Here is a 15502-nt window from a genome sequence, read left to right as displayed (position 1 = left end):
TTCGTGACCCCAATTAGGACAAATAGTTTATGGCGTCGTTACAAGATCAATTGTTAAAAGCAGGCTTAACTACCAAACAAAAAGCACGTCAAGCTAATAGCGACCAGCGCAAAAAAAATAAGCAAAAAAGAAGTGGCGTTAAACACGATCTGAGCTTACAAGAAAAAGTAAAACAAGATTTAGCAAAAAGCAAAGAAGAGAAAGCGAAAAAAGATGCTGAACTTAATGCTGAAAAAAATAAGCAGCTTGCTCAAAAAGAAACACATTTAAGAATCCTTCAAATCTTACAGCATCATAAATTAACCCGAATAGAGGGGGAAACTGAGTATAACTATACTTTTAATAATAAAGTTAAAAAATTATTGGTCGATGTTATTACTCATAAAGCGCTTGTTAATGGGCGCTTAGCTATTTGTGGTTTAGATGATACAACCTACGTTGTTACTTCAGAAACAGCAGAAAAAATCGCAACATTAGATAGCTCTATTATTTTGGTTCAAAATGATAAAGTTGAAACTAATGATGTAGTCGAAGATGATCCATACGCTGAATTCCAAATTCCAGACGATTTAATGTGGTAATGATATAACCTCATACCTTGAATGGTGTGAGAAATTATCAGTGTATTGAATGTAATTTACTTTATGTTCGGTCCTTTAGTTGAACTAACCTTAACTACGCTAACTTTAGCTACGTTAATTTTAATTAAATAAAATAAAAAGAGTTAATATGTTTATTATCAGATGGATTTTAGGTCGCATTATTTTAGGTTTAAATTTTATTTTCTCGCCTAGTTCGCCTAAGCGGGATGTAAATGCACAAAATGAAATTAATGCCCAAACACAACATTTAAGTTTATATCAATTACCTGCGTGTCCGTTTTGTGTAAAAGTACGTAGAGCAATAAAACGCCAAGGTTTACAAATTGATATTCGTAATATTAAAGATGAAACATACCTTAACGAACTAGTGAACGAAGGTGGAAAAAGAACGGTTCCTTGTTTAAAAATAGCTAAACCGGGTGAAACTGTTACTTGGTTGTATGAGTCAAAAGATATTATTAATTATTTAGGAAAAATTGCTTAATTCTCCAGTAAGTTTTAACTCTCAATTCTATTTACTGTATTAAGTATGAAATGAATCATGCTTAATACGGTCTTATCATTTAACAACCTATTAATTTTAGAATCTAGTTCCTTTTAAGAGAGTGAGTACCGCATGCTTATTAAAACTCCGGCTAAATCAGCTTTAACAGAAAATAGTGTTACAGACGAGAATGTTTATACTGATAGACGAAGTTTGTTAAAAAAAATGGGCTTTTTAGGGGCCGGTACTTTGTTAGCAAGTTCGGCTAATGCTAAAGGTTTTGATCTGTTTTCTTCTGATGAAGAAGCGGAAGCCTTTAAAACAAAAGCGATAAAGTATTCACCCGCTAAAAATACCATGAAAGGTGAAGTACTTACGCCAGAAACTAAAGTGATTAGCCATAACAATTTTTATGAATTTGGTACTAAAAAATCAGATCCTATAAACAACGCTCAAGCATTTAAAGTTAATCCGTGGACGCTAAAAATATCAGGTGAAGTGAATAAACCGTTTACTTTAGATTACGATGACCTATTTAATAAATATACCATTGAAGAACGTATTTATAGATTACGTTGCGTTGAAACATGGTCAATGGTTATTCCTTGGTTAGGTTTTTCGTTATCTAAAATAATTAAACAAGCCGATCCAACCTCAAAAGCAAAGTATGTAGCCTTTGAAACCTTACATGATCCTGAGCAAATGCCAGGACAAAGAAGTCGAAGAGTTGGTGGTGGTATCGATTATCCTTATGTTGAAGGTTTACGCATGGATGAAGCGATGAATCCTCTTACGCTAATGAGCGTAGGTTTATATGGAAAAACACTACCTGCTCAAAATGGCGCACCTATAAGATTAGTTGTGCCTTGGAAATATGGGTTCAAAAGTATTAAATCGATTGTAGGTATTAGATTAGTAGAAAAAATGCCACCTACAACATGGAATATATTAGCCCCTAGCGAGTATGGTTTTTACGCGAATGTAAACCCTGCTGTTGATCACCCACGTTGGAGCCAAGCGAGTGAACGTAAGATAACATCTGGAGGGTTATTTTCTCGAAACAGAATCGATACTTTACCTTTTAATGGCTACGGCGAAGAAGTTGCTGATATGTATAAAAATATGGATTTACGGAAAAACTATTAATGCAGGTTAAAAAATATTTTCCGCCTATTTGGTTACTTAAAACCTTTGTGCATGTTTTTTCGTTATTACCTTTGATTAACTTGTATTGGCTGGCGTTTATAGATGAGTTAGGCGCAGATCCCGTTAAAGAGGTGATCCACTTCACTGGAATTGGAGCACTTAACTTATTCTTATTGTCGTTAACAATCTCTCCATTAGCTAAATTTTTAAAACAAGGAAAACTGATTAACTTACGTAGAGTGGTTGGTTTATATGCCTTTTTTTATGCAGTATTACACGTATTAAACTTTTTATTTTTTGAAGTACAATTCGATTTTAATTTATTTATTGATGAGATATTTGATCGGCCTTACATCACGATAGGAATGGTTGCTTTACTGATTTTAAGTGCGCTAGCTATTACCTCAATAAATAATATACGGAGAAAAATGGGGAAGGGGTGGCAAAAACTGCATAACTTAACTTATTTAGCAGGGATACTTATCGTGACTCATTTTTATTGGTCGGTTAAGTCTGAGCTAAGCAGCCCATTAATGTATATTGCCGTGCTTATTTTTTTACTTTACTTACGTCGCGACAAATTTCGTCGGTGGTTGTAAGCCTTTTTTGGAATTTGGGTTATCCGCCGAATTAAAAAACGACATAAAAAAACCGATATTATAATGTAATATCGGTCTTTATTATTTGTTAACTTGCTTTACCGTTAAGGTAATTATAAGTTTTTAGCTTTCTAAGTAATCAGTTGTTTTTACTGAAAACTCTTTTAATAAATCATCAATTAATCGGTTGATTTCACCTGCCATTAACGAGAAATCAGCATCTAACTTAGCAATAATATCATCGCTATCAATATCATCGTTTTGCTCTTGTAATACATCAAAAAACTTTAAGCGTTTAATGGCTAAATCATCACATAAAATAAACGAGATTGCGTCGTCCCATTCTAAAGCAACCTTTACTACGTACTTATCAGCATCTAAATGCGCTTTTATTTCATCGCTTGCTAGGTCTTGATTTTTAACGCGTACCACAGCACCGTCATCACCAAGCGCATTAAATTCAGCTTCCATACCCAAATTAAAGTTGTCGCCAAGTTCAGTACCTGCTACCCAATCTGTCATTACTTCATCTGGTGCTTTTTCAGGTGATACAGAAGTAACAGGTAATGTGCCAAGCGCTTTACGTAATAAAGCAAGAAAATCTTCTGCTTTACCTCTTGACCCCGTATTAATAACAATAATGTTATGTTCAGGGCTTACATAGGCATGTGTATCGGTTACACGTGAAAAGGCGCGAGGTAGTAATTCAAAAATAATATCTTCTTTAAATTGTTCTTTTTCTTTTTTAGTTGCTGAACGCGAATGTTCTTGTTCATGCAACGCTATTTTAGCTTCTAATTGATCTTTAATTACTGGAGCTGGAAGAATTTTTTCTTCTTTTCTAGCACATAATAAAAAATTATTGTTAACGCCATGCACAATAGTATCGCCGTGCTTACCTAATGCGTTTACCCAACCAAAATGAGATTGTTCTGTAGAAGCACAAGGCGTGAATAAGTGCTCAGAAAGTCGTTTTTCTATATCTTGTTCAGACCATTCAAAAGGGCGCGTGAAAGCAAAAAAATAAAGGTTCTTAAACCACATTGATAATAATCCTGCCCCATATTTATAGGGATGTTGAGTGAAGAAAGTGGGTAATAATAGCTTAATTGATTAGGTTATTCATTGAAAAGTCCTTTTAAGATTCACTTATTTGTCATTTTATTTTTTAACGACTATGGTTACATTGAAATTTAGCGATAAAAAGAAGAAAAACTGATCATAATAAAGAAATAAAAAAACGATAAATATAAAACAGGTTTTTCTTTGTTTAGTCATAAAAAAGAAACCAAAAAGAAATAAATTTTTAATGGTAATGTAATAAAACTTTAAAGTTTTTGTCGCATTGTAATAAATTTGTCACAAAAGGACGGCAAAATACACCCCATTAAATAATACACTTTCAAACAATTTAAGGCACAACATGAAACTTACACATAATATACTTGCCATTGCTGTTTTATCTTCGTTATCAATAACAACATATGCTGCAGACGTTACTATCTACGGAAAAGCTAACGTTACGGTTCAGTCTTCAGATGATGGCAAAGGTTCTTTTACTGAAGTAAAAAGCAATGCGTCACGTATTGGTGTTAAAGGTACTCATGAATTAGAAGAAGGGCTTGAAGTTGTTTATAAAGCTGAATTTCAGGTAGACCTTGATGGTGATAGTGCTAAAGGGGATAGCATTACCGATCGTAATCAATACATAGGTTTGCGTGGTACCTTTGGTGAAGTGTTATTAGGTAAAAATGATACGGTTTTAAAGCAGTCGCAAGGTAAAGTTGACCTTTTTAGTGATTTAAATGGTGACATTAAAAATTTATGGAAAGGTGAAAACCGTATGGCTGACACGGTTACATATAAGTCGCCTAAGTTTTCAGGTATTCAACTAGGCGTTACTTATATTGCAGAAGATAGTATTGAAGCGGACAACGCGTACTCTTTATCTGTTGCATATGGTGATACTAAACTTAAAAAATCAAAAGTTTTTGCTTCTGTTGCAATGGATTCAGAAGTTAACGGATACGACGTAGTGCGTGCAACGGTACAAGGTAAAGTTTCAGGTGTTACGTTAGGCGCTATGCTACAAACACAAGAAAGAATAGATGGCTCGGCTGAAATGGATGGTTTAATGGTATCGGCTAAGTATTCTGTTAATAAAGTAACGTACAAAGGTCAAATACAAACCGCTAACTTTAAAGAGGGGGATGATCAATCTGGCATTACTTTGGGGGTTGACTATGCTTTAGCTAAAAGTACCAAACTTTTTGCTTTTTACACCAATTTTGATTTGGATAGCCAAGTAGATAAAGAATATCTAGCGGTCGGTATTGAATATAATTTTTAGTTAATGGTATTAACTTGATAAAAGCCGCATTAAATGCGGCTTTTTTATGATTAAAAGATAGTGAACTACAGTTCTTCTTGATATTATTCACTTAATCTCTCGTTTTGTCATAAAAGTGTCACTTAAATTTAGCACAATGAACATATATACCGGTTGTTATTCCAGATAAAAGTCTGAAATAAGTATCTTGAATGGTAACGGGTATGAATATTGTTACTTCTTTTACGTTTTTAATTAAGAGGTAAATTTAACATGGTTATATTGACCGCTTTTTGAAACATAGCAGGAATTTTATGAGCAGACGTATTTTAGTTGTCGAAGACGAAACGCCGATCAGAGATATGATTACATTTGTTTTAGAACAAAACGGATTTAATGTCGTTGAAGCTGAAGACTTTGAACAAGCAACAAAAAAAGTTGTTGAACCTTATCCTGATCTTATTTTATTAGATTGGATGTTGCCAGGCGGCACCGGGGTTAAACTAGCAAAATCACTTAAACAAAACGAATACACACGTAATATCCCTATTATTATGTTAACTGCCAGGGGGGACGAAGAAGATAAAGTGAAAGGCTTTGAAGCCGGAGTAGACGACTACGTAACTAAACCTTTTTCGCCGAAAGAGCTTATTGCTCGTATAAAAGCGGTTATCAGAAGAGTATCTCCTACATCTTTAGAAGAAGAGATTGAATTTCATGGTATGAAATTAGATCCTGTTTCTCATCGTGTTTCTATTCATGATAGCAATTTAGACTTAGGTCCAACCGAATTCCGTTTATTACATTTTTTTATGACACATACCGAACGCGTTTATAGTCGTGAACAGTTACTCGATAATGTTTGGGGAACTAACGTGTATGTTGAAGACAGAACAGTAGATGTTCATATTAGGCGATTACGTAAAGCAATCACCGGGCAAGGTCATGAAAACTTTATTCAAACGGTTCGCGGTTCTGGCTATCGTTTTTCTGGAAAATTATCGTCATAAACTATGCATTTTAAATTAATTATTCGTACTTTATTTTTACGATTAGGTACTTGGCTTTCATTAAGTGTTTTACTCGGGTATTTACTAGGTAGTGTTTGGGCCGCTTTAGCATTATGCAGTCTTACGGTTATAGCTTGGCACTACCGTCATTTGTACGAATTTATTAATTGGATATGGCAAAGTAAAGCCATTTCTCCACCACAAGCTGATGGTGTTTGGGGGGATATTTATAATGGATTATACCGACAAATAAAAAGACATCGCCAAAAACAAAAAAAATTGAATGATAAACTTCGTCAATTTAGAGATGGTGCAGAGGCGTTACCTGACGCAGCTTTAGTGTTATCTAAAGACTTTATTATTCAATGGGGCAATAAAAAAGCGCAAAAACTATTAGGTGTGCGTACTTCAGGCGATGTTGGTCAGCGTATCGATAACTTAATTCGCTTTCCTGAGTTTTCTAAATATCTTGATGCACATAATTGGGATACACCTTGTCATATTGTTTCTCCTGTTAATCATGAAATTCATTTAGAACTTCGATTTATGGCTTACGGAACAGAGCATTTACTTTTTATAGCGCGTGATGTGAGTAAAATTCGTCGTTTAGAAGAAATGCGCCGAGACTTTGTTGCTAATGTTTCGCATGAACTAAAAACACCTCTAACCGTAGTGAGAGGTTATGTTGAAATGATCCAAATGGAAGAAGAAACTTTTAATCCCCATTGGAAAAAAACTTTTGCGACTATCGAATCTCAAGTTTCACGAATGGATCGGTTAGTTGAGCAACTTTTAGTTTTATCACGAACAGAAATTAATATTGATAACCATGATCAACATTTAGTTAATGTGCCTGAGTTAATAGAAGATTTAGTTGAAGATTCACAATGGTTAAATCAAGATAAAAAACACACCATAACAACCGAAATCGATAGCTCCTTTGGTTTGTTAGGGTTTGATACTGAGTTGAAAAGTGCATTTTCTAATTTGTTGTCTAATGCTATTGGTTACACTGAATCTAATGGAAATATTCATGTTACCTGGAAAAAATCGGGTAATAGAATGATGTATAGTGTGAAGGATGACGGTCCTGGTATTAGTAAACAGCATATTAACCGTTTAACCGAACGTTTTTATCGCGTAGATAAATCAAGATCTCGTGATACAGGAGGCTCTGGTTTAGGACTTGCCATTGTTAAACATGTTCTTAATCATCACCACGCTGAACTTAATATTAAGAGTGACTTAGGGAAGGGCAGTGAGTTTATTATTTACTTTGATACTAAAAGTATGGTTTCTTTAGTTAACTAAAATACTACTTAGCTTATTATTATATTTGATAGTCTTGACTGTTTTATACTTTTTATCATGGAGTTGGTGTTCATAGTACCTTAAGTATAGGTGTTCGCTCATCTTTATAATAATCTATTATTACAAATACATTTCCTTTTTGTTTCTAATTTATTTCTTTTTTGTTTCATTTGTCATTTAACTGTCACATAAGCGCCCTATAATTTTTACATTGCGTTTATATACTAGATCGCAATCAATTATATATAACAACATTCGTCGGAGAGTGACATGGGTTTTAAACGTGCTTTAAGCATTTTAAGTTTTACAAGCTTAGTTAGTTTTTCAACTTTAGCAGTTGATAATACATTACCAGAATACAAAAAAGTAAGTGGTGTTTCAGGCAACCTTTCATCAGTAGGTTCAGATACTTTAGCTAATATGATGACTTTTTGGGCTGAAGAATTTAAACGTACTTACCCAAATGTAAACGTTCAAATACAAGCAGCGGGTTCTTCTACTGCTCCTCCTGCATTAACGGAAGCTACTTCAAACTTAGGGCCAATGAGCCGTACAATGAAGTCTAGAGAAATAGAAGCATTCGAAAAAAGATATGGTTACAAGCCTACAGCTGTTCGTGTAGCTATTGATGCGTTAGCGGTATTTGTTCATAAAGATAATCCAATTAAGGGTCTACGAATTGACCAAGTTGATGCGATCTTTTCTAACAACAGAAAATGTGGCGCTGATAAAAATGTCGATCGTTGGGGTGACCTAGGCTTAACAGGTGACTGGACTGGTAAAGATGTTCAATTATACGGTCGTAATTCAGTATCTGGAACATACGGTTACTTTAAAAAGAAAGCCTTGTGTAAAGGTGACTTCAAAAATACAGTAAATGAGCAACCAGGTTCAGCATCAGTAGTACAGTCAGTATCTGCGTCTTTAAATGGTATTGGTTACTCAGGTATTGGTTATAAAACTTCTGGTGTACGTGCATTACCTCTTTCTAAAAAAGGTGATAATTTTGTAGAAGCAAATATGGAAAATGCTGTTTCTAAAAAGTATCCACTATCACGCTTTCTATATGTTTACGTGAACAAGCATCCTAATAAGCCTTTAGCGCCTATGGAAGCTGAATTTTTGAAGATGGTTTTATCTAAATCAGGTCAGACGATTGTAGAAAAAGATGGTTATATTCCATTACCTAGAAGCGTTGTAGATAAAGAGTTTAAAAAGTTAGGTTTAACTCACTAGTTAACTTAATAACTTTTAAATAGAAAAGCCTGACAGTGTCAGGCTTTTTTGTGTTCTAAATTATGAGAAGTAAATTAAGACTTGATCAAAAGCTCAATCCCTAAAGGTTTGAGTAGCTCAATCTCATAAAACAATTCATTATCTACAATAGGGTGTTCAATTAGCCAATCACTATCAAGAGATAAGCTTAATATATCGTCAGCTGCTTCAACCACTAAGGTATAGGTGTCGTTAATATGGCGTTGTTGAGTAAGTAAAATACTTAAGCGGATTATCACACATATTTTTTCTAGTTTTTTCGGTTCAAGTAAATACCACTGAAAATGATTAATCGGTGTTATTTTTTTTCGTTGATTGCCTACTAACCATGCTAATGCTTGTTGCTGTTCCTGATTGAATCCCGGTAAATCAGCGTATGAGAGAATATATGCGCCATGTTTATGATAGCCTGAAGGGTTTATGTCTAATCCAATTTCATGTAGCTGTATTGCTGCTTTTAGAAGCTCTTTATAGGTGCTTTTATTCATTTTCCAGTTAGGTTGTACTTGGTTGAATATTGCAACAGCTTGTTCGTTTACTGTATTAGTGTAATTTTCATCAATACTAAACCTTTCCATTAAACTTGTAATCGTACGGCTGCGTATATTGTTTGTTTCGTTGGCTGTATTGTCGAGTTGTTCAAATAAAACACCTTCTCTAAGTGCATATTGGCAATGGCTAAACTCATTGATTTGTAATGTTTCCATTAGCGCGATGGTAATTGCTACACCTGCACAAATGACGGGTACTCTATTTTCTTTTAAGCCACTAATGTTGATGTTATTTATATGTTCACATTGAATTAATTCTTTTTTAAAGTCGTTTAACTTTTTTAGAGTAACGGGTTTATCAATATGTTCTTTATGATTAATTACTTTATAAATAGATTTTAACGTACCTGATGTGCCGATAACTTCTTGCCAAGGCGATTTTTTAAAACGTTTTATAATAGAGTCTATCTCGCGTTTTGCCCCTTTAATCGCTTTTTTAAATGCTGTTTCAGAAATTAAACCCTCAGCAAAAAACTGTTGAGTAAAGCTAACACAGCCCATAGTTAAGCTGGCTAAGGCGTGAATATGATTGCTTGTACCTATAATGCATTCAGTACTACCACCACCAATATCGATCACTAAACGTGTGCTTTTAGAATGAGTTAAATTATTAACGGCTTGATAAATGAGGCGAGCTTCTTCATGCCCTGAAATAATTTCTATATCGAAAGGGAATACTTTGGCAGCTTCTTTTAAAAATTCTTCCGTGTTTTTAGCTTCACGTAAGGTAAAAGTTGCAACGGCTCGAAAGTTTTCTTTGGTTAAATGTTCTGTTGTGGCAGCAAGGTTTGCTAAAATATTTACACCTCGCGAAATTGCTTCTGAAGACAATACTTTATCTTCAGAAAGACCATCTGCGAGTTTAGCTTGGTATTTTTCGGTGTGCAGTATTTGTATATGATTATTAATACTGCGAGCAAGAACAAAGTGAAAGCTATTCGAACCAATATCTAATGCTGCTAAGTAGTTGTCAGCGGCATTGTGTAAAGCAGGTTCAGAGTTATTCATAGAATTTACGTCAGTTTCATATTTTCTATCATCATAATATCTTTATTTTCTTCTGCAACTAAATAATCATAAATAGCCATTTGTGATCTCACTTTGGTTTTACTATTACTTGTTACATATTTATTACTGTTTGTTTTATCGATAATACGAGCTTTAACATTATCTTTAAAATGTAAATCTATGGTATGAATGATACGTTGTTTTAATGTTTCATCGTAAATAGGGCAGCCAACTTCAACACGGTGATCTATATTACGCTCCATCCAGTCACCAGAAGTAATAAATACTAGTTTAGCTCCTTGGTTATGAAAAATCATCACGCGTGGGTGTTCTAAATATGAATCAACAATAGAGATGACTTTAATATTGCTACTTAATTCTTTTACGCCAGGTACTAGTGAACACATACCTCGGATCACTAGTTTTATTTTTACGCCAGCTTCGCTTGCTGTGTAAAGTTTGTTAATTAAGCTTTCATCTACGAGATTATTAAGTTTTAAAGTGATTTCTGCTTTTTTATTATTTTTTGCTGTTTGTATTTCGTTTTCAATCAATTGATTTAAGCGTCTTCTTGATGTCAAGGGGGATACAATTAAATGGTTAAACCGAAAGCGTTTATAGCTGTGAGAAATAAACGAAAATACATTATCAACTTCTTGGCAAATTTCTTTATGTTTAGTAAATAAGGCAAAGTCGGTATAGATCCTAGCGTTACTTTCGTGAAAGTTACCTGTACCAATGTGGGCATATTTAACTAATTTATCGTTTTCACTACGTATAATAATGCAAAGTTTTGAATGTATTTTTAGAGTTTCAATACCAAATTCTACGTGTATGCCAGCATCCTTCATTAATTTAGCCCATTCAATATTGGCTTCTTCATCAAAACGCGCTTTTAGTTCAACTACAACGGTAACTTTTTTACCGTTTTTAACGGCTTCAATAAGCGATTGAATAATCCTTGAGTTTTTAGCTACACGATAAATATTAATTTTAATTTCTTTTACTAAAGGATCATAAGAGGCTTGGCGAACAAACTCAGTAAAGTGTCTAAACCTATGATAAGGATAGTAAAGTAATATATCGTTTTGTGTTATAGCCTCAAATACAGAAGGGTACTGAGCAAACCTTTGGGCATCTAGGGCTTTTAGTTTTTCTTTAACTAAATATTTATCACCTAAATTCGGAAATTTTATAAAATCTTTAAAGTGACGATAGCGAACACCTGGAACAAGATTATCCAACTCTCTTATTTTTAAAGATTTACGAAGAAAAAGTAGCATGTATTGCGGCATTTTTTCATCGTGTACAAGCCTAACTAAGTCAGCTTTTAAACGTTGTTTAATACCTTTAGACATTTGATCGAGTAAGCTTTCGTCTAATTCATCGGTTAGATTATATTCAGCATCTCGCGTCAACTTCATTGAATATGCATCAATCGAGTCGTAGTCAAATACGCCATGAAATAGTTTATCGATAAAAAACAAAACAACATCGTCTAACATAACTATTTGTTTTTCTTGATTAGGTGACGTAGTTGGTAAAATGATAAAGCGTTCAATATCGTAACGAGGGATTTCAACTAAACAAAATTGATTGCTTTCATCTTTATTAAGTGAAACCAGAAAATAAATGGCATCGTCATCAATACATGAAGATAACTGTGTTTTGTTGTTAATAATAATAGGTGTTATATGACGAATAATTCGATTGTCAAAATATTCGGCTAACCATTCTTTTTGAACCGAAGAGAGTTTATTTTTAAAGGTTCTATTGGTTGGATCATTAAAAATGATATTTATACGTTTCTTTTTTATTTCATCAAAAATAGTATCGGCTACAAATTTAAAGCGGCGAGTTAATTCATTCACCTTTTCTATAATATTAGTATGTAAAGTTGTCCATTCGTTGGTTGAATTTTCTTGTGCTGATTCTAAAATAGCACTGCGACGAATATTGGCAACTCGTACTCTAAAAAATTCATCTAAGTTAGCAGAATATATACCTAAAAATCGAATTCTATCAACAATAGGAACGGTTTCGTCAGAGGCTTCTTGTAATACTCTTTCGTTAAAAGATAACCAACTTAATTCTTTATCAAAATATGTCGTCATACTGCTCGTCTTTATCGTAATATCAAACAGACTGATTTGTTGTTAACAGAACAATAAATTAGTCTGATTTGAATAATTCGTCAATCATAAAAGGTGAGTATATGGGCTTCTTGTTACTGATTTATTACGATTTTTATGACAGTACGTGGTTGCTTAGCAATTAACGAGATACATCAACAATAAGGTCGTCAGCTAAACACTCAATAGCATCAATTAATTCATCAACTTTTTGGTCATCTACTGCAACAGTCACTTTGGCTTTAAATAGCTCTTGTCCGCTATGAGCGGCAATCTCTGTTTTACTGACGACTTTTAATAGGTTACCACCTTGTTTATGAATAACAGAAGAAACTTCTTGTATAATGCCTTCACGATCGTTTGCAGTAAGTTCAAGAATAATACTCGGTTGTTTAACATCTTGTGCATTGTCTGCCACTTTAATAATACTTTCTAAACCATCAATTTCTTTGAGTGCGTTTATTAATAAAGGGCTTTTAGACTCAGGCACTACGATTTCAATTGAACCTGAAAAGTATCCTGACATATGGTGCAAGCTACTACTTTTCCAGTTGCCGTTATGTTGGCGAACAACATTTGAAATAGTGTCAACTAATCCGGGGCGATCTAAGCTGATAAAAGAAATGATTAAATTTTTCATGTTGTTTCCTTTTTATTTAAAACACTTATTGTATTTATTATTAAGGCTAAAGCTAAATATGCAGCTTACGTGATGTTTTACTCTTGAAAGTAGCTGAGCTGAGAAAGTTCTTTGTTAAGCTGGTCGTTATCGCCAAGATTTAATTCTATAAGCCTACGTAAAATCGAAATACTGTCGAGATCGATAGAATTACAACGTAATCCTATTTCAGATTTATGTTCGTGCACAATAGTAATATTCATTGATACTCGAGAAACATCACCATCAAGAGAAAAGTGTAATAAGCCGGTTTGGTTTACTAATGTTGGTTTGTCTACATTGCATTTTATTAATGCTCCAGACAATGAAATATCGTGAAGGGTAACCGGGTAGCCGACATCATTTATTGTCAACCTTGCATCGATTGAAAATAATACCCGTGTAAAAATTCGTCTATTTTCCATAACTTTGCTCAATTAATAGCGTTTATCACTTTAGCATAGTTTGTTTGGCGTAATTTTGAAACAAAAATTAGAAACTTAGATGGGAAATATAAAGGCACATAACGTGTGATATGTGCCTTGTTTTATAAGGTTATTAACCTATTTTTTTGTATTTGATTCTATGAGGTTCTATTGCGGCAGAGCCAAGCGTTTTCTTTAACCACTCGTCGTATTCAGTAAAGTTACCTTCGAAGAAGTTAACTTGGCCTTCATCGCGGTAATCAAGAATATGTGTAGCAATTCTGTCTAAGAACCAGCGATCATGCGAAATAACCATAACACAACCCGGAAACTCTAAAATAGCTTCTTCTAAAGCACGTAAAGTTTCAACATCTAAATCATTGGTTGGTTCATCAAGTAGTAATAAGTTACCACCCACTTTAACCAGTTTAGCTAAATGTACACGGTTACGTTCACCGCCTGATAAGTCTTTAATAAACTTTTGTTGGTCGTTACCTTTAAAGTTAAATCGACTACAGTAAGCTCTTGCCGGAATTTGGTAAGTGCCTATTTCTATAATGTCGGTACCTTCAGAGATTTCTTGGAACACTGTATTGTTCTCGCCCATGTTGTCTCTGAATTGATCAACACTAGCAAGTTTAACGGTTTCGCCTAGCTCTGCTGTACCACTGTTGGCTTCTTCTGCACCAGACAGAATTTTAAATAACGTTGACTTACCCGCGCCGTTGGCACCGATAATACCGACAATCGCGCCTTTAGGAACACTAAAGCTTAAATTGTCAATCAGTACTCTGTCGCCAAACGACTTAGTTAAGTTTTTAACGTCTAATACTTTATCACCTAGGCGAGGTCCTGGTGGTATGTATAACTCGTTAGTTTCATTACGTTTTTGAGACTCTTGACTATTAAGCTTTTCAAACTCAGCCATACGCGCCTTACTTTTAGTTTGACGCGCTTTCGGGTTTGAACGTACCCACTCAAGCTCTTGTTTAATGGTTTTTTGTAAAGCACTTTCAGCTTTACTCTCTTGCTCTAAACGGGCATCTTTTTGTTCTAACCAAGAAGAGTAGTTACCTTCCCATGGAATACCATGTCCTCTATCTAACTCTAAAATCCAGCCGGCAACGTTATCTAAGAAATATCTATCATGAGTGATCGCTACAACGGTACCAGAGTACTCGTGTAAGAAACGTTCTAACCATGCAACTGATTCAGCATCTAAATGGTTGGTTGGTTCATCAAGTAATAACATATCAGGTTTTTGCAATAATAAATGGCACAAAGCAACACGACGACGCTCACCACCACTTAATACGGCTATTTTTTGATCCCACTCAGGTAGACGTAAAGCATCAGCTGCACGCTCTAAAACGTTATCAATGTTATGACCGTCTTGACTGTTAATAATATCTTCAAGTTGGCCTTGCTCTTTTGCTAGTGCATCAAAATCAGCACCTTCTTCAGCATATTCGTTATACACTTGGTCTAAACGCGCTATTGCATTTTTTACTTCAGAAACTGCTTCTTCAACCACTTCTCGAACTGTTTTGCTTTCATCTAATATAGGTTCTTGTGGTAAGTAGCCAATATTAGTGCCAGCTAAAGCTTTTGCTTCACCCTCAAATTCAGTATCTACACCAGCCATAATACGAAGTAGTGTTGATTTACCTGAACCGTTTAAACCTAAAACACCAATTTTAGCGCCAGGGAAAAACGATAAAGAAATGTCTTTTAAAATAGTACGCTTAGGAGGAACCACTTTTGATACGCGGTTCATCGACATGATAAATTTATCTGGTAATGGTTGAGCCATAGAAAAACCTTTTGCTTAGAGATGAAATTATATGGCCTGTATTTTAGGTTATTCGAGGGAGATTAAGCAAATATGATTGTAGTAATTTTGTGAATGAGATTAAGGCGAAGATTAGATGTATTTTAATAACAGCTTTGTTATTGAAACAAAGCAAGTGTT

Annotated in this window: 14 protein-coding genes; 8 read left to right on the top strand and 6 right to left on the bottom strand. The window is 34.3% G+C overall.

Annotation, left to right across the window (positions count from 1 at the left end; all coding sequences use genetic code 11):
• Nucleotides 1-29: 29 nt before the first annotated feature.
• The 4 genes from B0X80_RS01435 to msrQ all read left to right on the top strand — a co-directional run bounded on the left by B0X80_RS01435 (nucleotide 30) and on the right by msrQ (nucleotide 2831).
• Nucleotides 30-581: a DUF2058 domain-containing protein gene (locus B0X80_RS01435; protein WP_077338054.1), complete on the top strand. Its 552-nt coding sequence runs from the start codon at nucleotides 30-32 to the stop codon at nucleotides 579-581.
• Between the two features lie 148 nt (nucleotides 582-729).
• On the top strand, nucleotides 730-1086 hold the full coding sequence (locus tag B0X80_RS01430; RefSeq protein ID WP_076418645.1) for a glutaredoxin family protein: 357 nt from the start codon (nucleotides 730-732) through the stop codon (nucleotides 1084-1086).
• A 132-nt stretch (nucleotides 1087-1218) separates the two neighbouring features.
• The gene (msrP, locus tag B0X80_RS01425; protein WP_077338053.1) at nucleotides 1219-2232 is read left to right on the top strand and encodes a protein-methionine-sulfoxide reductase catalytic subunit MsrP; all 1014 of its coding nucleotides are present in this window, start codon (nucleotides 1219-1221) and stop codon (nucleotides 2230-2232) included.
• Entirely contained in the window at nucleotides 2232-2831 is a 600-nt protein-coding gene (gene msrQ, locus B0X80_RS01420; protein WP_077338052.1) for a protein-methionine-sulfoxide reductase heme-binding subunit MsrQ, read from the top strand. The genes msrP and msrQ overlap by 1 nt, the downstream gene beginning before the upstream one ends.
• 123 nt (nucleotides 2832-2954) lie before the next feature.
• Here the strand turns inward: msrQ and rdgC are convergent, their stop codons facing one another.
• Entirely contained in the window at nucleotides 2955-3875 is a 921-nt protein-coding gene (gene rdgC, locus B0X80_RS01415) for a recombination-associated protein RdgC (RefSeq protein ID WP_077338051.1), read from the bottom strand.
• Between the two features lie 379 nt (nucleotides 3876-4254).
• Here rdgC and B0X80_RS01410 point away from each other — a divergent pair, with 379 nt between their 5' ends.
• From B0X80_RS01410 to B0X80_RS01395, 4 genes are all read left to right on the top strand, one after another.
• Complete coding sequence (locus B0X80_RS01410; RefSeq protein WP_076418641.1) at nucleotides 4255-5181, top strand: porin; 927 nt, start codon at nucleotides 4255-4257, stop codon at nucleotides 5179-5181.
• Between the two features lie 293 nt (nucleotides 5182-5474).
• The gene (gene phoB / locus B0X80_RS01405) at nucleotides 5475-6170 is read left to right on the top strand and encodes a phosphate regulon transcriptional regulator PhoB (RefSeq protein ID WP_076418640.1); all 696 of its coding nucleotides are present in this window, start codon (nucleotides 5475-5477) and stop codon (nucleotides 6168-6170) included.
• 3 nt (nucleotides 6171-6173) lie between these two features.
• Complete coding sequence (gene phoR, locus B0X80_RS01400; RefSeq protein WP_077338050.1) at nucleotides 6174-7481, top strand: phosphate regulon sensor histidine kinase PhoR; 1308 nt, start codon at nucleotides 6174-6176, stop codon at nucleotides 7479-7481.
• 270 nt (nucleotides 7482-7751) lie between these two features.
• A complete protein-coding gene (locus B0X80_RS01395; RefSeq protein ID WP_077338049.1) occupies nucleotides 7752-8717 on the top strand; it encodes a PstS family phosphate ABC transporter substrate-binding protein in 966 nt (321 codons plus the stop codon).
• Between the two features lie 74 nt (nucleotides 8718-8791).
• On the opposite strand, the gene B0X80_RS01390 is transcribed toward B0X80_RS01395, so the two are convergent.
• The 5 genes from B0X80_RS01390 to ettA all read right to left on the bottom strand — a co-directional run bounded on the left by B0X80_RS01390 (nucleotide 8792) and on the right by ettA (nucleotide 15343).
• A complete protein-coding gene (locus B0X80_RS01390; RefSeq protein ID WP_077338048.1) occupies nucleotides 8792-10315 on the bottom strand; it encodes a Ppx/GppA phosphatase family protein in 1524 nt (507 codons plus the stop codon).
• A gap of 5 nt (nucleotides 10316-10320) precedes the next feature.
• On the bottom strand, nucleotides 10321-12429 hold the full coding sequence (gene ppk1, locus B0X80_RS01385) for a polyphosphate kinase 1 (protein WP_077338047.1): 2109 nt from the start codon (nucleotides 12427-12429) through the stop codon (nucleotides 10321-10323).
• A 160-nt stretch (nucleotides 12430-12589) separates the two neighbouring features.
• Complete coding sequence (locus tag B0X80_RS01380; protein ID WP_077338046.1) at nucleotides 12590-13087, bottom strand: glycine cleavage system transcriptional repressor; 498 nt, start codon at nucleotides 13085-13087, stop codon at nucleotides 12590-12592.
• A gap of 77 nt (nucleotides 13088-13164) precedes the next feature.
• Nucleotides 13165-13530, bottom strand: coding sequence for a PilZ domain-containing protein (locus B0X80_RS01375; RefSeq protein WP_077338045.1), 366 nt, complete (start codon nucleotides 13528-13530; stop codon nucleotides 13165-13167).
• Between the two features lie 133 nt (nucleotides 13531-13663).
• Nucleotides 13664-15343: an energy-dependent translational throttle protein EttA gene (ettA, locus tag B0X80_RS01370; RefSeq protein WP_077338044.1), complete on the bottom strand. Its 1680-nt coding sequence runs from the start codon at nucleotides 15341-15343 to the stop codon at nucleotides 13664-13666.
• Between the last annotated feature and the right edge of the window lie 159 nt (nucleotides 15344-15502).

Source organism: Pseudocolwellia agarivorans, assembly GCF_002000085.1.
Classification (GTDB): domain Bacteria; phylum Pseudomonadota; class Gammaproteobacteria; order Enterobacterales; family Alteromonadaceae; genus Pseudocolwellia; species Pseudocolwellia agarivorans.
This window is presented reverse-complemented; position numbering and strand designations above follow the sequence as displayed.